This window comes from Lachnospiraceae bacterium JLR.KK008, assembly GCA_037015955.1.
Classification (GTDB): domain Bacteria; phylum Bacillota; class Clostridia; order Lachnospirales; family Lachnospiraceae; genus VSOB01.
Genome location: CP143548.1, coordinates 2,643,368 through 2,662,939, shown reverse-complemented (window position 1 = coordinate 2,662,939; position 19,572 = coordinate 2,643,368). Strand labels below are relative to the sequence as shown.

Here is a 19,572-nt window from a genome sequence, read left to right as displayed (position 1 = left end):
TGGGATGATTTTTGCCGGTGTAGCAGGTGCACTGATATTAATGTACCTTATGTTTGTCAGCCGCACTTTATGGGGAGTAGGTTACGGACAGGAGTGGTACGGTGTTCCCTTCAGTCAATTTGCTTTTCAGGAAGGTTATATCATACAAAAATTAAAAACTTTTTTTCTGTTAAACTTTTATTGGATCTGGATGCTGATTATTATTGTATACTTAGTTATAGAGAGGAAACGGAGTCTGTTCCTGGTGTTATTTCATAAGTATACAGAGTTGGTTTGTTTTGCAGGCGCATTGTTTGCATTTATTGTATTTAGTGTTTTGTACGTGACATATAATATTCCCCGATATAATTTATGTTTAGAGTTTGGTCTGGCATTGTTTGGAATTCTGATATTATTTAGGACAACCAGAAAAGAATTTCGGCGTTCTGTCAAAGGTGGCTTAAGCCTGCTATTTATCTTAATGTTCGCACAGTCTTATCTAACGATAGATCCGGTTACTAAAATTGTTTTTCCAATAGCGAATAACAGTTCTTCATTTCCGATGATTAATGCGCAGTGGAAGGAAACTCCTTCGTTGCATTCTGAAACCACGGTATATAATTATCAGTACACATATTTGGATAAGGCGTATGATCAGTTATTGAAAGAGATTGGTTATGATGGCAATGTAGATCTGGTTCTATGGGGCCTGTATGGTGTGACGGTTGATGCGGTGGATATAGATGGGCTGCATCTTCAATACTTCTGGGACACGGAAAAGCAGGAGCGTACGATCAGGGAAAATGAGCACACTGTGCCGATTCATCCGGTCTATCAGGAGGCGTTTGAGGATGAACTATATGAGAATGGCCTTCTGAAGGAGAATGCCGTCTGGATCTTTACGCCTCATTTTGAGGACAATGAGGTGGAATTATATTCTGAACTGGATGAGTATTATCATATCGATGAGACGAGACGGGAAGCCGGCGGACCATTTGGCGGTAAAGTATATTATTATACGATGCAGTTGAGGTAGTGAAAGTGAGGGATAGTTTATGTTTGAGCATATGACAGAGCAGCAGGCGAAAGAAAGCATTCTTGCCAGCGTAAAGGAATATTATGACACATACCGGAAGGAGAAGGCGCCCTATCAGGCAGGAGAACGGATTCCCTATGCGTCGAGAGTTTATGACAGTGAGGAAATGACGAACCTTGTCGATGCGGCGCTGGAGTTCTGGCTGACGGCGGGCAGATATACGGACCAGTTTGAGAAAGAATTTGCGTCCTATCTTGGCGTACCATTCTGCTCTCTTGTCAATTCCGGTTCTTCGGCCAATCTTCTGGCCTTTATGACGCTGACATCGCCGCTTCTGAAAGACCGGCAGATCAAACGGGGCGATGAGGTTATCACGGTGGCGGCGGGATTTCCTACGACCGTATCGCCAATGATTCAATATGGAGCGGTACCGGTATTTGTGGATGTGACGATCCCACAGTATAACATTGATGTGAATCGGTTAGAGCAGGCGCTCTCGGAGCGGACCAAAGCGGTTATGATTGCGCATACGCTCGGCAATCCGTTTGACCTGAAAGCGGTGAAAGATTTCTGCGACGCCCACGGGCTGTGGCTTGTGGAAGATAACTGTGATGCGCTTGGCAGTGAGTATGTGATAAACGGAGAGACAAAGCTGACAGGTACAATCGGTGACCTGGGAACGTCCAGCTTCTATCCACCGCATCATATGACGATGGGAGAGGGCGGCGCTGTATATACGTCAAATCCGTTGCTGCATAAAATTATGCGTTCGCTGCGTGACTGGGGGCGGGATTGTGCGTGTCCGTCAGGCAGAGACAACCTGTGCGGTCACCGCTTTGATGGACAGTACGGGGAACTGCCGCGGGGCTATGACCACAAATATGTGTATTCGCATTTCGGATATAATTTAAAGGCCACGGACATGCAGGCAGCTGTCGGCTGTGCTCAGTTGAAAAAGTTTCCCTCGTTTGTGGTGCGCAGACGGCACAATTTTGACAGACTGAAAGCAGTATTACAGGCAAACGGTGCGGCGGAAAAGCTGATTTTGCCTGAGCCGCAGAAAGATTCTTCGCCCAGCTGGTTCGGGTTTCTGATGACATGCCAGGAGGGTACAGAGAGAGCGCAGGCAGTGCCATATATCGAAAGCCGGGGGGTTCAGACAAGAATGCTGTTTGCCGGTAATCTGACAAAGCATCCCTGTTTTGATGCGATGCGTTCGTCCGGCACGGGATACCGCATTGTAGGAGATCTGTCCAACACGGACAGAATTATGAGAGACAGTTTTTGGGTCGGCGTATATCCCGGGATGACAGATGAAATGATAGACTATATGGGTGAGACGATAGCACAGGCGGTAGAGTGATATGGCAAAATCGGGACCACAATATTCTGTTCACAGTCTGTTTATCCTGCCTGTGCTGTGAGTAGAGCAAATTTATGAGTTGTAAAGCTACTGTGTCTATGGTACTATAAGAATCGTATAGATGTTAAGAAAGTATGAAGAGATATTAAGAAAATATGAAAAAAATTAGTATTTTGATTCCCTGCTACAATGAAGTTGAGAATGTGGACTTGATGGCGGCGGCAGTTGAAAATGTGTTGCAGGAAGCACTGTCACAATATGATTACGAGATCCTGTTCATTGACAACTGTTCGACGGATGGGACGAGGGACAAGTTGGAGACGATCTGTGCAAAAAATAAAAAAGTAAAGGCGATCTTCAATGTCACTAACTTCGGACAATTTAACTCTCCTTTTTATGGACTCTGTCAGACGACGGGAGACTGCACAATTATGGTGTGCTGTGACTTTCAGGACCCAATTGATCTCATTCCCACATTTGTGAAGGAGTGGGAGAACGGGCACCGGATTGTCAGTGGAATCAAGACCTCCAGCAAAGAGAACGGGATCGTGTATTTTCTGCGCAGTGTCTATTATAAACTGATCAAAAATATGTCTTCGACAGAGATGATTGAGCATTTTACCGGTTTCGGTCTGTATGATAAGACGTTTGTCGATATTTTAAGAAATCTCGATGATCCGATCCCTTTTATCAGGGGAATCGTGGCGGAGTATGGACATGGGTTTAACCGCAAGGACATTGAGTATAATCAGCCAAAACGGCGGGCAGGCAAGACACATAACAATATTTTTACACTCTATGACGCAGCGATGCTCAGTATCACTTCCTATACTAAGGTGGGACTTCGTCTGGCCACACTGCTGGGATTTCTTTCTTCAGGGATTGGCCTTGCGATAGCGTTGATTTATCTCGTTCTGAAACTGATTTACTGGGACAGTTTCCCGGCAGGCAATATTCCCATGCTGCTTGGCATTTATGTGCTCGGTTCTCTGCAGCTGTTTTTTATCGGCCTGATTGGGGAATATATATTGAATATCAATACACGGGTCATTCACAGACCGCTGGTAGTAGAAGAGAAAAGACTGAATTTTGACAATGAAAAACTGATTAAAGAGAGAAAGAGTACAGAAGCATGAGAAGAGTAATTACGTATGGATCTTTTGACCTGTTTCATGAGGGGCATTACAATCTCCTCAAACGGGCCAGGGAATTGGGCGACTATCTGATTGTTGGTGTGACGACGGAACAGTATGATGAATCGAGAGGCAAACTGAATATCGTGGACTCTCTTGACGAGAGGATCGATAATGTGCGCAGGACCGGTTTTGCCGATCAGATCATCGTGGAGGATCATCAGGGACAGAAAGTGGAGGATGTTCAGAAATATGACATCAATGTGTTCACGGTAGGATCAGACTGGGCAGGTACTTTTGACTACTTGAAAGACTACTGCGAAGTCGTCTATCTGGAGCGGACGAAAAACATTTCCTCAACGATATTGCGAACGACGCAGAACCCGATCACCCGCATCGGCATTATCGGAACGGGCAGGATTGCCAACCGTTTTGTACCGGAGGCAAAGTTCGTCAGCGGTACTATTGTGCATAGCGTGTATAACCCCCATATTGCAAGTGCGGAGAGATTTGCAAAAAAGTTTGAGCTGGACGTCTGCACAGATAATCTGGAGACGTTTTTTGAGAGTGTGGATGCAGTTTATGTGGCGTCTCCCCATGAAACGCATTATGAATACGCAAAGGCGGGTTTACAACATGGGAAGCATGTGCTCTGCGAGAAACCGATGGCGTTTGTAAAGGCGCAGGCAAAGGAGCTGTTTGATCTGGCGGCGGAAAAGGGACTCGTATTAATGGAAGGCATTAAGACAGCCTATTGTCCGGGTTTCAATCAGTTATTAGGCGTTGTCAAAAGCGGGGCGATCGGACAGATCCGGGATGTGGAAGCCTGCTTTACGAGGTTGACAAAAGATGGACTGCGGGAGATGACTGACACCGTTTATGGGGGTGGCTTTACCGAATTTGGCAGTTATACACTGCTTCCAATCTTAAAACTGATGGGCACAAATTATAAGGAAGTACGTTTTGACAGCATTTTGGCGGAAAATGGGATCGATTTGTATACCAAGGCGTCTTTCGTCTATGAGAAAGGGTTCGCGCTGTCAAAGAGTGGTGTGGGCGTCAAGTCGGAAGGGCAGCTGATTGTGGCGGGGACGAACGGGTACATTCTGGCAGAGTCTCCCTGGTGGCTGACCAGAAGTTTTGAAGTGCGCTATGAAGACTCTAAAAAGATTGAAAAATATGCGACCAGATACCTTGGCTATGGTCTGCGCTATGAGATCAGTGATTTTGTCTATATGATCAACGGGCACGCGGGCAGATCCTATAAATTTACGGCGGAGGAATCGATTGCCATGGCGGATGTGATGGAACGGTTTTTACTGCAAAAGAACAGGAAAGAGAGAAAACATGAGTTTTAAAGACGTTTGGGAGAAGGCAAGTTATATTTTTAACAGAAAACAGAAGATACGGCTTGTGTGGCTGGTGATGATCTTATTTGCAGAGATCTTTCTGGAACTGCTCGGTGTGATTTCTGTCTATCCGTTTATTGCCCTCATATTGAATCCTAATATGATTCAGGAGAACAGGCTGTTGCTGATGGCCTATCAAATATCGGGCGCTGAAAATAACAACGATTTTTTTATGATCATGGCGATCGGCATGATTGGTATTTATATCTTTAAAAATGCGTTTAATGCGTTCACAAGTTATAAACGGACCGGGTTTGTCTTTGACACCCAGCGGGAGATCGGTGTACGTCTGATGCGCAGTTATATGCAGGAACCGTATTCTTTTTTTCTGGAAAAAAATTCGGCGGTTCTGATGCGTGGTGTCGGCACGGATGTGGCACAGTTTTTCAATCTTGTTTTGCAATGTCTGTATATGTTTTCCGACTGCGTGATGATGCTGATCTTTGGCGGTTATATGTTGTATACAGACTTTATTCTCTCAGTGAGTATGATCGTCATCATGGTGCTTTTTGTTGCGATCTTTGTCCGCTGGAATAAAAGAAGAGCAACTTTCTTTGGAAAAGAGACGCAGAAGTGCAGCGGTAAGATGACGCAGTGGATGCAGCAGGCGTTTGGCGGGGTCAAGGAGATCAAGATACTTCGCCGGGAAGATTACTTTGTGGATAATTACGAGAAGTATTGTAGTCAGTCCAACCGGATGAACCGGATCTTTTCGTTTCTCAACTCCATTCCTCATATGGTGTTGGAGTGTTTTTGTACGGCGGCGATTTTGCTGATCATTGCTCTGCGAGTGAGAAATGGAGCTAACGTTGCGGTATTTCTGCCGAAGATGGCGATCTTTGCCATGGCATTGTTCCGATTGTTTCCCCGGATCAGCCGGATCAATGGCTGTCTGAATTCCATAATTTTCAGTTATCCATACATGGACAGTGTCTATGAGGCGCTGCAGGTCAGTGAAGAACACAAATATCAGCGGGTACAGCGTGAGCAAGTGGGAAAGAATGAAAATGAGCTTTCCTTTGAACATGATGTAACATTGGAAAATATTCATTTTGTCTATCCCAATACGGAAACGGAAGTGCTTTCCGGTGTGAATATGTCGATACAGAAGGGCCAGGCGGTGGCCTTTGTAGGACCATCCGGTGCGGGGAAAACGACGCTGGCCGATGTATTTTTGGGTATTCTGGAATTAAAAGAAGGACGGGTGCTCTGTGATGGCAAAGAGATTTTAAACCACGCGGATGAATGGGCAGATAAACTTGGGTATATCCCGCAGACAATTTTCCTCTCAGATGACACGATCCGCAACAATGTTGCATTTGGCCTGGAAGTAGACGAATCGGTTGATGATAAAGTATGGTCGGCTCTGGAGCAGGCACAGTTAAAGGAATTTGTGGAAAGGCTTCCCGAGGGACTGGATACGAAGATCGGGGAACGGGGCGTGCGTCTGTCAGGCGGACAGAGGCAGAGGATCGGAATCGCCAGAGCCTTGTACACCAATCCGGATATTCTGGTGCTTGACGAGGCGACTTCGGCTTTGGATAACGAGACAGAGGCGGCTGTCATGGAAGCGATCGAGCATTTACTTGGCCACAAGACGATGATCATTATCGCCCATAGAATTACGACGGTTCGAAACTGTGATGTGATCTATCGCGTGGACAAAGGGAACATTGAAAAAGTCACATATGAGCAGCTGCAGGCTGAAGTGGAGCAAGAATCATGAAAATGCAGAAATTGATTTATGTTACAAAGGGAAGTAAAATCGTATTAAATGATAAGGCATACTGTTACAGGTATGCCTTTTTTACATTAGAGCGGCCAGGCGTCTATCTGTATACGTATGCCTATGAGGAGAATGAATGCTGGTGTACGTATCGTAAGGAATATTCGCAAGAAAACTGGATGAATACAGACATGATATTCGATGACGGAAACCTGCCCGCGGCGGGTGAAGGGTATATCCGTCTATCTGTAAAAATGAAAGCACAGTCGGGTGAGGGTATAGGAACAGCGGAAGAAGGAAAAGCGTCTGTCATCGGCGTGACAGGCGGGACGGATGAGAGGGTTGCTCTGCAAAGAAAAGAGCAGGCGTTTCTGGCGCGGACGGATGTGCAGGATGAGATTGCCAGGACAGTGAGGGCTGTCGAGGAGAAGCGAACCAAAGATTGTCTTGTATTTACGCTGCTGACGGATACCCATTATGTCGTCAATGGAAACTGGGAGACGTGCGCTGCCACGATAGAGGCAGTCAATGCACAGATTTCACCCGATGGCGTGATTCATCTGGGTGACCTTACGGATGGCTTACTGGACAGAGAGACATGCCGGGAATACAGTCACAGAGTATTAGACCGGATTACTGGCTGGGGGAAGCCGTTCTATATGACGATCGGCAATCACGATGTCAACTATTTCCGCAGCAATCCGCATAAGCTGTCAGGACCGGAGCAGTATGACTGCTATTTAAGAGGGATCGTTTCCGGGGAGCTGACAGAAGATCAGCTCTGGTACGATGTGAGTTTCCCGGAACGGAAGCTGACCTTTTTGTTTCTTCATTCTTATGATAATGAGGAAAAGTTGCGGTACGGATTTACACAGGGGGAGCTGGACTGGGTAGTGGAGCGGTTAGAACGACTGCCAAAGGAGTATCAGGTCGTGATATTCAGCCATGAGGCGCCGCTTGCCCGGCTCGATTACTGGGCCTCGGAAATTCGCAATGGAGAAATGCTGACAGAGTTGCTGGACAGATGGAACAGGACGCATGACAACAGGATTCTGGCCTTTGTCCATGGGCATACTCACGCCGACTATATCTACAGAGAGCGAACTTTTCCGATTGTCTCTCTTGGCTGCTCCAAAGTGGAATACTTTGAGGACAAGAGACCGGAAGGCGCTGTCAGGCCGGTGAGAATTGAGGGAGAAGTGTCTCAGGAATTGTGGGATACGATGGTCATCAATACAAAAGAACGAAAGATTGATTTTGTCCGTTTCGGGGCCGGCACAGATCGAAGTACCAAACCGGAAAAGAAAGTGAAAATATGGGCGCATCGGGGTGCATCGGGCTATGCGCCGGAGAACACGCTGGAAGCCTTTGCGCTTGCCAGAGAACTGGGGGCTGACGGGGTAGAGCTGGATGTACAGTTTACGAAAGACAGGCAGTTGGTCGTTATTCATGATGAGCGGATCGACAGAGTCAGCGACGGCAGTGGATATGTGGCCGATTATACGCTGGATGAGCTGCGTAACTATAATTTTAACCGCACATATCCGTCCTGTATCCATGCGGATATACCGACTCTGCGGGAAGTGTTGGAGCTTCTGGCGCCGACTGCCCTCACGGTCAACATTGAACTTAAGACCGGAATCAATCCTTATCCGGGAATTGAACGGGAGACGGTGCGGCTTGTCCAAGAGCTGGGGATGGAAGAGCGGGTAATCTATTCCTCTTTCTCTCACAGGTCAGTACTGACAGTCAGAAAACTGACAGAAGTGTCAGAAACGGGATTCCTCTGCTGCGACGGGATTCTTGATATGGCCGCATATGCACAGGAGCGTGGAGTGACTGCGGTCCATCCGGCATGGTATCTGATGAAAAATCCCGGGTTTGTGCAGGCATGTGCAGATAGCGGAAGAAAGATCCATGTCTGGACGGTCAATGACAGAGATCACATCGGACAGACGATTCAGAGGGGAGCGGACGCTGTCATCACCAATTATCCGGACCTGGCGTATGAAGTTATTTATGGGAAGAAACTGGCGCTGCCAGAGAATAAAGTGACTCAGGAACAACCGGAAAAGGACGAAACAAATACGTCGGCTGACAAAGCAGGTGTGGGGAATGCCGGAAAGAAACATGCACTTTTACATCTGTTGGGTGTGACATACGGAAAAGTGAGAAAAATCTTTGTGGCGATCGACCGAATCGTACAGAGAGCGGCAGGGAAACAATAGGAAACGGAGTAGAAAGTGAAACAGGAACTGAAATAATCACTGAAATGTGAAATGAAAACTGAAATATGAAATAAAAACTCAAATATGATTTCAGATTCGTAGAATATTATTTGAGATTCTTGAATAAACTTAAATATAATGATAGAATCTAAAATAAGAAGAGGGAAACTGAAATGACAAGAGAAGAATTTCTGGAGAAGTTAAAAGAAATCCAAAAAATGAAATGTGAAACGCAGACCCTGGAACTGAAAAGTGCAGGGTGTGGCTGCCCGAAACGCTTATATGATACGTTATCTGGCTTTTCCAATCAGGATGGTGGGGGAATCATTGTCTTTGGTATAGAGGAAATGGACGATTATCGGGAAGCAGGTGTTTATGATGCGCAGGATCTGCAAAAAAAGATCAATGAACAATGCAGGCAAATGGAACCGATAGTCAGGCCGCTTCTCACGGTGCTTGAAAAGGACGGGAAAAGTTTTGTGGCTGCGGAGATACCGGGTATTGATCTGGCGGAAAGACCTTGCTATTACAGAGGGCAGGGAAGGCTGAGAGGATCTTTCGTGCGTATCGGCGACAGCGATGAGCCGATGACGGAATATGAGATCTACAGCTATGAGGCGTTTCTCAGGAAATATCAGGATGATGTCAGAGAGATAGAGAGAGCTTCGCTCCAGGTGGTAGATACGGCTGAGCTGGATGATTATATGGATGCTCTTCGTACAGGAAAGCCGAATCTGATGCGCGTCTCTGACCGGGAATTGCAGGAATTGATGAGTATCACAAGGAATGGAAATGTTACGCTGAGTACGGTTCTGTTATTCGGGCTGTACCCGCAGGCTTATTTTCCGCAGTTGTGCATTATCTCGGTTGTGGTGCCGGGGCGTGAACTCGGAGACACGGGGGGCCTGGGAGAACGGTTTATTGATAACGAGAGAATCGAAGGAAATATTTCGCAGATGCTTGACGGCACTCTGCGATTTGTGCGCAAAAATATGAAGACGAGAACGATCATAGACTCTGAGAGCGGCAAAAGAGAAGACCGGACAGAGTACCCGATGACGGCAGTCAGAGAAGCGGTGATAAACGCGCTTGTACACCGTGATTATAGCATTCATACGGAAGGGATGCCGATCCAGGTGCTTATGTTTGAAGACAGAATGGAGATCCGCAATCCAGGCGGTATATATGGCAGGATCAGGCTTGATCAGCTCGGCAAAGTACAGCCTGATACAAGAAATCCGGTTCTGGCGACAGCTTTGGAAGCCAGAGGCATTACAGAAAATCGATATTCCGGTATTCCGACGATCAGAAGGGAGATGATGGAATATCGTCTGCGGGAACCGGAGTTTGCAGATGAGAGAGGAAACTTTGTCGTAAGGTTTTACAATGAATATACAGCCGATCCGCAGGAAGAAAGAGAAACGGAGGAAGAAATAAAAAATCTGCTTCTCTTTTGCAGGACGCCCCGTACGAGAAAAGAAATCTGTGAATACTTGGGCCTGACTTCCGTCACATATGCGATACAGCGACACATCATGCCCTTGGTAGAACAGGGACTGATACAGATGAGTCTTCCGGATAAGCCAAAGAGTCAGAAGCAGCTATATTTTACAGTCAGAAATAAGTAATCTGGCATTGTAGACAGCCGGCTGGACGGTATACTTACCAGAATATCAAAACATACAAAAGAAGGAGACCTGAAGATGGTATTTGATGATATTGTGAAAGATTATGAAAGTTTGATGAGTGCGATTTATCGTCACAACAGATTAGGCGGTTATATCAATATGGCATCGGGAATGGTTGACAAGTACCAGACAGAGATCGAGCATGTGGTAGATATTTTTATGGACTCCGCAAGAGATTATAACGCCTGTGGGGAACTTGGCATCTCTTTGCAGAAAGCGGAAGCCTTTGCTGCCCAGGAGATCGCACAGTTAAATTACGGAGTCCGCAGTGCCATTCGACTGATTGCGGAAATTGAGGGGATTACTTTCACGTCTTTCTCGGTAAAGCAGGCGGCGGAACTTTTGTGCGGATATTTGAATACGTTAATAGATGGAACTGCAGAGTATGTAGAAAATAAAATTTTGGGGAAGGATGATGCAAAATGCTTTTCCAGACTGATCAAATTATTAAAAGAATTTAATGATGCGTATGGCCAGATCAGCAGCAACTACCAGTTTCTGTTACAACAGGGAGAAGAGGTACAGGGTGCGTTGCCACAAGAGATTTCAGAGGAGGATACGGTTCATTATCTTGACATTCGCTCTGCGAAAAGCAGTGCTGATCTGTACACCTTTGCGGACGATCTGAAATTGCTGACTGACAGTCTGATCAGTCTGGAAAGGCTGGCGGCGCCGGATGAGAATCATACAATCTTTATCCGAAAGATTGAGAGCGGTTCTCTGAAAGCGGAATTTGGCAGCAAAAAGATCGAACTGTCTGTCTTTCGTGATATTGTGGAAAGCATATCCAATGCGATCAGGAGATGGAGGCTGACGCCCTCGGAAATTTGCAAAGGTGAGGCGGAGGCAGGGAGAATTGAGGCCGAGGCAGAAAAGATAAGGGCGGAAGCAGAGAAAACAAAAGCGGAGGCACAAATGATTTTGACAGAGGTGGAAGCACAGCATGTTCAAAATCAGGGGACAAGACTTGCGATTGCCAGAACACAGATCGACTATATATGTGAAAAACTAAAGCTGAATCCAAATGATGCGGACAAACGGGAGCAGATCGAAAAGCTCTGCCTGTCAACGATGAAATACCTGGAACAGAATCCTGTGGGCAGTATCAATGGAACCGTATATGACTTATCGAAAGAGGTAGGGACAATAGAAGATAACAAAGGGAGATAGGGCGAAAATATCAGAACGATAATCTGAGACAGACTGAGAAGAGGAAAAAGAGAAATCATAATAATAAACTATACGCACGAAGAAAAAATCCATATGAAATACAAGTTAAAGTTGTACATAATACAATTCTGACATCTGTATCATACAAGTTGAAACTATATGATAAGAGAAAGCTCGTGGTTGCATTTATACAAAGGAGAAAATATGGAGAACAGAATTCGTCAGTTAAGAGAAGAAAGAAATATGACACAGGTGCGTATGTCTATTGAATTAGAAGTATCCCAGGAAACGATCAGTTCTTATGAAAGTGGCAAGCATTATCCGAGCGTTTCCAATCTTATCAAATTAGCTGCTCTTTTTCATACAAGTTGTGATTATATTTTAGGGCTGTCAAATGTGAGAATGCCCTATTTGAAAAACGAATTAAAAGAAGATGAGATCATCTTGCTGGAACAGTATTGCCGCTTGGATGAAAGAGGGAAGCAGCTATTATTCGCATATCTCGAGGGAGTACTCGACCGGCAGTAATTTCAGAATTAAAAATATAATAGATAGATAACAGCAGGAAGGCGTATGAGACAGTAGATCAAAATCATACGTCTTTTTGTCATTCGCTCTCAGGACAGGCAAGGCTTATTCTGCTTCCCATATTTTGATACAGGTTAAAACTGTAGAAGATACAGCGTTCAATTCTTTGAAATACAAGTTGAAACTGTAAAATAAAAGAAAGCACTAAGTGGTACGTTTAACAAAGGAGAAAATATGGAAAACAGAATACGACAATTAAGAGAAGAGAGAAATATGACCCAGTTACGCATGTCTATGGAGCTGGAAGTGTCACAGGAGACGATCAGTTCCTACGAAAGTGGTAAACATTATCCGAGTGTTTCTAACCTTATCAAATTATCCGCGCTGTTTCACACAAGCTGTGATTATATTCTGGGACTGTCAAATGTAAGAATGCCTTACATGAAAAACGAATTAAAAGAGGAGGAGATCATTTTGCTGGAGCAGTACTGTCGTCTGGACGAAAGAGGAAGACGACTTCTGTCAGCATATCTTGAAAAGTTGCTTTTGCGACAGTAATTTTCCCGCCAGGTAATTACAGACAGGCGGGAAGGAACAGATGGAGCGAGCCGGGAATCTGGAAACAGGTTCCCGGCTCTGTTTTGTATTTCGTTCACTACTTTTGGGGAAATGTAAAAGAGAGACCGTTTACTGTCTTGCAGGTAGTCGCTCTGTATATCAAACATCAATTCTTTTCCCTATCATCCAAACGACAATATTGTCTTAACAGGAAGAACGCATCCTCTTGAGAATGTTCAGCTTCTGTCTGCCATTTTCATATAGAAGAATGAGATTTCCCCCAACTTTTGCATCATATTTCAGGACTTCCGGATATTGCCCGTTCTCAGCTGATTTTCATCAGTTTTGTTATACATATTCCTGCCTTTTATGGCCAAAAATCTGAATGACATCTGTATCATAAAAGTTGGAACTATATGGTAAAAGCAAGGTTACAGCTACATTTTTACAAAGGAGAAAACATGGAAAACAGAATACGTGAACTAAGAGAAGAAAGAAATATGACCCAGATTCGTGTGTCAATTGAACTGGAAGTATCGCAGGAGACAATCAGTTCCTATGAAAACGGAAAGCATTATCCAAGTGTCCCAAACCTGATCAAACTGTCCGCACTTTTCCACACAAGCTGTGATTATATTCTAGGGTTGTCAAATGAAAGAATGTTCTATTTGAAAGACGGGCTAAAGGAAGATGAGATTGCGCTTTTGAGGCAATACTGTCGTTTGGACGACAGAAGAAAAGAGCTTTTATTTGCATATCTTGAAGGGATGCTTGCCCGATAAGCAATAAATTAAGAATTATTTGTATTTCTTCTTAAAAATACAGGTTAAAGCTATAGAAAATACAGTAATAAACTCTTTGACGTACAACTTGAAACTATAAGATAAAAGAAAGCTCGTAGTCACATTTTTACAAAGGAGAAAGTATGGAGAACAGAATCCGACAATTAAGGGACGAGAGAAATATGACACAAGTGCGCATGTCTATCGAGCTGGAAGTGTCACAGGAAACGATCAGTTCTTATGAAAGCGGTAAACATTATCCAAGTGTTTCCAACTTGATAAAATTATCGTCTCTCTTCCACACGAGTTGTGATTATATTCTGGGGCTGTCAAACGTCAGAATGCCTTACATGAAAAATGAGTTGAAAGAGGAAGAGACCATCTTACTGGAACGGTATTGCCGTCTGGATGAGAGAAGAAAAGAGCTGTTGCTGGCATATCTCGAAGGACTGCTTGCGAGGTAATGTCTGAAAATAGCGGGCTGTAGGGCATGTTGGCAAGACGATAGCTTATTATATGTTTTATCGCTCGGAAAATGAATATTTTATAAGCTCTGTTTGATAGAGCTTAGTAAAGTGCGCTTAAAAATTCTTTGACTGTGGAGGTCACAGTCAAGGAATTTTTCCTGTATAACCTTTCTGTTCCCGGATGGAAAAAGAGTTTACAATTCCTGACAATTTGGAGAATGATACGGTATATTGCTAGATGATGGCGTAAAATGTATTTTTTGGTATACTAAAATATCTGTTTGTGGTATACTTTTATTTAGTTATGAGATGCTATAACCGTAAAAGCAGGCGCCATTTTGTGTTAATCGAATGAGGGGTTTACAATATAGGATAATACTGCATTCTGAAAGGGAAATTTGAGCATGTCGGTAAAAGGAAAAGAAAATGAATAAGTTTAAATATACAACTCAAACACTACGCAGACTTCAGTTGATAGAAATTGACATGCTTAAGGAAGCAGACAGAATTTGCAGGAAGAATAACATCCACTACGAACTGGATGGTGGCACGTTATTAGGAGCAGTCAGGCATAAAGGGTTTATACCATGGGATGATGATATAGACATCAGAATGCTTAGAAAAGATTATGATAAGTTTTGTGAAGTTTGTAAGAAGGAGCTTGATTCCAAAAAATATTTCCTTCAAACGTATGATACAGATCCCGGGTATCGGTGGGGCTACGCAAGGATTCTAAGGAAGGGAACGTATTTTGGCCGGAAGAATCAAGAGATGCTTACAATGAAACGAGGTATTTTTATAGATGTGTTTCCATGCGACGGGATGCCGGAAAAGCAGCCTTTAAAAGCAATATTTAACTTCAGATGTTATATTGCCAGAAAAATTTTATATTCTCCGGTAGGAGCTGTACATGATAGAAATCTTATCAAAAGATGTATTTATAAAATCATGCGGTTATTGCCAGTAAAAATTGCATTTGATGAGTTTGAGAGACTGGCTAACCAATATAGAAATAAGAATACCAGACTGATTAGAACATTAGGATGGGGAGCGCCGGAAGAAAATAAAGGGTTTTTAAGGAAATGGATGAATCAGTCATGTGAAATAGAATTTGAGAATCTGACTGTGAAAGCGCCAGTTGATTATGATGGATTTTTAAAATTTATGTTTGGAGAAAATTATATGACACTGCCGCCGAAAGAGCAGAGAAGGCCTAAGCATACAGTAACCAGTATTGATTTTGGAGTAACTGATAAAGAGGAATAGAAAATGAGAAATGATGAATTTAATATCTTATATGCGATTCATAAGCAAAAAGGAGACATCTCAAATAGCGGAATTGCCTCAATGACAGGGTATGAAGATAAAAAAATTGAAGAATTAATGAACGGGCTGAGAGAAAAGCACTGGTTAGATGAGGGAATTACGTCGTCAGGATATGAAAACCTGAATAAGTATAAAGTTGATAATGCGATTATTATGGCAGCGGGCTTTGGATTACGTAGCCTTCCGTTGTCTCGTTTTGTTCCAAAAGGGCTTTATCAAGTAAAGGGAGAGTGCCTGATCGAGCGGCAGATCAAACAATTAATTGAGGCAGGCATTCATGAGATCATCGTGGTCGTTGGCTATTTAAAGGATCAGTTTAGGTATTTAGAGGAGAAATACAATGTAGTAATAGTAGAAAACAACGATTATTACAGATATAACAATATATCTTCTCTTTATGCTGTAAGAGATTACCTGAAAAACAGCTTCATCTGTTGTTCTGACAATTATTTCAGTAAGAATGTATTTGAAGAGTATGTTTATGATTCCTATTATTCCTGTAAATACACGGATGAGTATGCAGAAGAATATTGCGTTACGAAAATGAAGGGAGATTATATAGCTGCCATACATAAAGGCGGAAGTAATGCGTGGTATACAATAGGAGAAGCCTTTTTTTCAGAAAGGTTCAGTAATAAATTTGTTGAGCTTTTAGAATCAGAGTACAGTAAAAGAGAAACCAAAAAGATGCTGTGGGATGATTTTCATATTAAACATATAGATGAATTGCCAATATTATTGGTAAAGTATTCTGATGAAATCGTACAGGAATTTGATACTGTTGACGATGTCATTGCGTTTGATCCGGATTTTGTAAATTATCGGGATTCTGTTCTCGAAGAAAACTCAAAAATGAAATTTAGAGTTCCTGATATTTTTGAAAAATATGGGGATATTGAACGATACAATTCTGCGACCACGGATCAGCACACCGGCCGTCTTCATTTAAATGAAAATACATTCGGTCCAAGTCCCAGGTGTCTTAATGTCCTGAAGAATGTTAATCTGCAGGATTTATATGAATATGATATGGCAACCAAGGATTTTCTGATTGAAGAAATTTCATCCTTTTTTTCGATTCCTGAAGATGATATTTATATACACAATGGTTCCGCGGAATTGATTAAGTCGGTCTTTTCCATTGCATTGGAGAGAGGCAACTGTATTTTAACATCAGCTCCTGGTTGGAGCTACTATGCGAGCCTGGCTAAGGAAAAGTTTTGTGACGTATACTATTACGATATATTAAAAGATGACTATTCCTATTATGTTGACATAGAATGTCTGTTAAAAAAAGCAAAGGCATACCAGCCTAAGATTATAGTGATAACAAGTCCACATAACCCTACAGGGTGCAAAATTGATGGAAAGACTGTAGAAATGATTGTTAGAGAAAATCCACAGTCCTTGATATTATTGGATCAGGCATATTGGGGATTTTCTGAAGAAGATATTGATGTCAGGAGGTTGGTAGAGTCATACTCAAATATAATTATTTCCAGAACTTTTTCAAAATTTTATGGTCTTGCAAACATGCGTGTAGGATATGGTTTTTGTAATTCGAAGGTAAAACATATCTTCGGTCTGGACTTGCCTTTATTTAGAGAGTGCTCCATATCGAGGAGGATGGCGGTTGCAGCAATGCAGGACAAAGTATATTACGAAGAGATGAATGACAGGTTGAATGAATCTAAAGCGTATTTTTCTGACGAGCTTAATCGTATTCCAGGCGTACGTGCATTTCAATCATCTTCTAATTTTGTGGCAGTAAAAATAGAAAATGCAGATATGCGGGAATTACAAGAAGTTTTGAAACAAAAAGGTATTTTGATCAGGCTGTTTGAAGATGGAAAAGAATTAGTTGCCAGAATAGCGATAGCAGATATAAAAACCATGGAGCGGGCAGTTGAAGTTGTAAAAAGTTATTTATTAAAAGCGGATATTATATAAGGAAAAGGCTGTATATGATAAAAGCGTTTGAAGAGTTCAGAAAAAAATTAGATGAAATTATGATAAAAGCTATCAATAAACGAGTTGTATTATATGGATATGGCAGAAGCGGACAGTTTATACAGTGGTATGCCGATTATTATCACAGCATTCAGGTAGATTTTATTGTAAGAGAAAGTATGAAAACAAGCATCCCGTATAGTTTTGATACGTATCCGCCGGCGGTGTTTGATTTTAATTATAAAGATATAAATAATGCTGTTATTTGGATCACATTTGCTGACAGCGATAAAGCACGGGAAAAGTTAGAAGAGCTAGGATATGTAGAAGGCGAAGATTATTTTGACTTTTGCCAGATAGTATATGGCAGGGATAAGACCTGGGAACCAGATCACAGTCAGGATGTGTTTTTACAGAAGAAAACAGGAAACAGAGATATCCAGTTTTTAGAATATCTGGAATTTAAGTATGGCTGTAATTTTGTGACAGAGATTGATGTGTCCCATTATCGCAGAGAAGGAATTTGCGTCGGCTACAAAGTTACTGCTATGCGCGAGATTTTCAGTATACTGGATAAATGTCATTGCGTTCCCAAAGCAACGGATGCTGTTTTTGACATTGGCAGCGGTAAGGGCGGTGGAGTAATATCATTTTTAGATTACGGCTTTGAAATGGTTGGCGGAGCTGAATTAGAACAAAGAATTTATGATGTGTCGAAACGCAATTTTGAATTAATTGGTGAAAGGCTCGGGGGGGGGCAAATCCAACTTTTCTGCAAGGATGCAATGCAGTTGACATCAGAGCTGGATGTATATAATTGGTTTTACTGTTTTTTGAGTAATGGCGGACATTGGAGAAAGCTGGCAGAAAACATCAGAGGAAGTGTAGAGCGTAAGCCGCGCAAAGTAATGATTATAGTAAGAAATCCTTATGCTATAGCACAGGAGTCATTTGAAGCAAATTCATTTATACTTATCAATTCATTTGCTATTGATACGCGCCAAAGAGTAGTAAATGTTTATACCAATGATGTATAAATTAAAATTTTGTCGTTAGGAGAATGATTACGTGGAAACGAAAATAGACAGGTTAGCGGATGAATACTGGAAAGATTTGAAAGATGTTATTGTCTTTGGATATGGAAGGTATGGAAGCAGGGTATTTCCGTATTTAAAAAAATATTTCAATATAGTTGCAGTAGTTGATAATGATAAAAATAAAGCAGGCAAGGTTATAGATGGAATTACAGTTATTAATGTGAAGGATGCAGAAAAGATATTGCACAATTATAGAATAATTGTTACAACTCAGGCCTTTTTCTACGCCCAGATTTGTAATCAGTTACAGGAGATGGGACTGGTTGAAAATATTGATTTTACGGTTTGGAATCAATTTTTTGCGGAATGGTACTATAAATACAAAGGAATGATATGTCTGGAAAAGGCTGATATTCCCATTACGTCATATTGCAGTCTGAATTGTGAGAATTGTTCGGCTTTTATCCCACATATTAAAGAGAAACGTCACGAAAAACTAGAAAACATAGAAAAAAGTGTTTCTCTTTTCTTTGAGAATGTTGACAGGGTACAGGATATGAACCTTTATGGAGGAGAGCCCTTTCTGCATCCTCAATTATGTGAAATCATAGAAATGTTGAGTAAATATCGTGACAGGATAGGTTACCTTGGTATCATTACGAATGGTACGATTATTCCGGATCAAAGGGTATTGGATCTGCTTAAAAAGTATAATGTAGGCATTTCTATCAGTGACTATTCAAATGCGGTAGACTATAAAGGGAAATTGGAAAAATTGTGTAAGATATTTGATGAAAATCAGATTAACGTTGTACGAACTGTAAATATGGTTTGGTTTGATCTGGGTTTTCCGCGTAAAGAAATCAGATATGACAGTGCCGGTGTGAAATCGCATATGATTTGCTGTAATACGGCATGTCATGATCTCATAGATGGAAAAATTTATTATTGTGTTGCTGACCGTGCAGCCCAATTAGGCGGCTTGATACCGCACAGTCAAAAGTCTTATATTGACTTGTCAAATATTGATAAAAATAGTCTTGAGTCTCGCAAAGCAATTTTGGAATTGTGTGCAGGAAACATAGAAGGAGGAAGCTTAGAATTCTGCAAAATGTGCGGGGGATTTGGGTGTGATAATACAGATGAAGTTCAGGCAGCAAAGCAGGCTAAAATAACCGATTAAGGGTACAGG

Annotated in this window: 15 protein-coding genes and 2 pseudogenes; all 17 read left to right on the top strand. The window is 42.4% G+C overall.

Annotation, left to right across the window (positions count from 1 at the left end; genetic code table 11):
* Positions 1–616: 616 nt before the first annotated feature.
* The 17 genes and pseudogenes from V1224_13210 (at position 617) to V1224_13130 (ending at position 19,563) form a co-directional block, all read left to right on the top strand.
* Complete coding sequence (locus tag V1224_13210) at positions 617–1,015, top strand: hypothetical protein (protein ID WWR15417.1); 399 nt, start codon at positions 617–619, stop codon at positions 1,013–1,015.
* Between the two features lie 19 nt (positions 1,016–1,034).
* Entirely contained in the window at positions 1,035–2,378 is a 1,344-nt protein-coding gene (gene rfbH, locus V1224_13205) for a lipopolysaccharide biosynthesis protein RfbH (GenBank protein ID WWR15416.1), read from the top strand.
* Positions 2,379–2,533: 155 nt separating this feature from the next.
* Complete coding sequence (locus V1224_13200; protein WWR15415.1) at positions 2,534–3,514, top strand: glycosyltransferase; 981 nt, start codon at positions 2,534–2,536, stop codon at positions 3,512–3,514.
* Positions 3,511–4,869: a Gfo/Idh/MocA family oxidoreductase gene (locus tag V1224_13195; protein WWR15414.1), complete on the top strand. Its 1,359-nt coding sequence runs from the start codon at positions 3,511–3,513 to the stop codon at positions 4,867–4,869. Before V1224_13200 ends, V1224_13195 begins: the two co-directional genes overlap by 4 nt.
* The gene (locus tag V1224_13190; protein WWR15413.1) at positions 4,859–6,646 is read left to right on the top strand and encodes an ABC transporter ATP-binding protein; all 1,788 of its coding nucleotides are present in this window, start codon (positions 4,859–4,861) and stop codon (positions 6,644–6,646) included. Before V1224_13195 ends, V1224_13190 begins: the two co-directional genes overlap by 11 nt.
* Positions 6,643–7,716: pseudogene (locus V1224_13185) on the top strand (metallophosphoesterase). The gene V1224_13190 and the pseudogene V1224_13185 overlap by 4 nt, the downstream one beginning before the upstream one ends.
* 180 nt (positions 7,717–7,896) lie before the next feature.
* Positions 7,897–8,649 (top strand): annotated as a pseudogene (locus V1224_13180) (glycerophosphodiester phosphodiesterase).
* Positions 8,650–9,047: 398 nt separating this feature from the next.
* A complete protein-coding gene (locus V1224_13175) occupies positions 9,048–10,502 on the top strand; it encodes an ATP-binding protein (protein WWR15412.1) in 1,455 nt (484 codons plus the stop codon).
* A 75-nt stretch (positions 10,503–10,577) separates the two neighbouring features.
* Positions 10,578–11,732 carry a hypothetical protein gene (locus V1224_13170; GenBank protein WWR15411.1) on the top strand — a complete coding sequence of 385 codons (1,155 nt, stop codon included), beginning with the start codon at positions 10,578–10,580 and terminating at the stop codon, positions 11,730–11,732.
* Positions 11,733–11,936: 204 nt separating this feature from the next.
* Positions 11,937–12,260 carry a helix-turn-helix transcriptional regulator gene (locus tag V1224_13165; protein ID WWR15410.1) on the top strand — a complete coding sequence of 108 codons (324 nt, stop codon included), beginning with the start codon at positions 11,937–11,939 and terminating at the stop codon, positions 12,258–12,260.
* 234 nt (positions 12,261–12,494) lie between these two features.
* Positions 12,495–12,818 carry a helix-turn-helix transcriptional regulator gene (locus tag V1224_13160; GenBank protein WWR15409.1) on the top strand — a complete coding sequence of 108 codons (324 nt, stop codon included), beginning with the start codon at positions 12,495–12,497 and terminating at the stop codon, positions 12,816–12,818.
* Positions 12,819–13,279: 461 nt separating this feature from the next.
* Positions 13,280–13,600, top strand: coding sequence for a helix-turn-helix transcriptional regulator (locus V1224_13155; GenBank protein WWR15408.1), 321 nt, complete (start codon positions 13,280–13,282; stop codon positions 13,598–13,600).
* 143 nt (positions 13,601–13,743) lie between these two features.
* On the top strand, positions 13,744–14,064 hold the full coding sequence (locus tag V1224_13150; GenBank protein ID WWR15407.1) for a helix-turn-helix transcriptional regulator: 321 nt from the start codon (positions 13,744–13,746) through the stop codon (positions 14,062–14,064).
* 429 nt (positions 14,065–14,493) lie between these two features.
* On the top strand, positions 14,494–15,333 hold the full coding sequence (locus V1224_13145) for a LicD family protein (protein WWR15406.1): 840 nt from the start codon (positions 14,494–14,496) through the stop codon (positions 15,331–15,333).
* A 3-nt stretch (positions 15,334–15,336) separates the two neighbouring features.
* Entirely contained in the window at positions 15,337–17,343 is a 2,007-nt protein-coding gene (locus V1224_13140; protein WWR15405.1) for an aminotransferase class I/II-fold pyridoxal phosphate-dependent enzyme, read from the top strand.
* Positions 17,344–17,357: 14 nt separating this feature from the next.
* The gene (locus tag V1224_13135) at positions 17,358–18,380 is read left to right on the top strand and encodes a hypothetical protein (protein ID WWR15404.1); all 1,023 of its coding nucleotides are present in this window, start codon (positions 17,358–17,360) and stop codon (positions 18,378–18,380) included.
* 31 nt (positions 18,381–18,411) lie between these two features.
* Positions 18,412–19,563 (top strand): radical SAM protein, encoded by a 1,152-nt coding sequence (locus V1224_13130; GenBank protein ID WWR15403.1) that lies wholly within the window; start codon positions 18,412–18,414, stop codon positions 19,561–19,563.
* Positions 19,564–19,572: the final 9 nt, after the last annotated feature.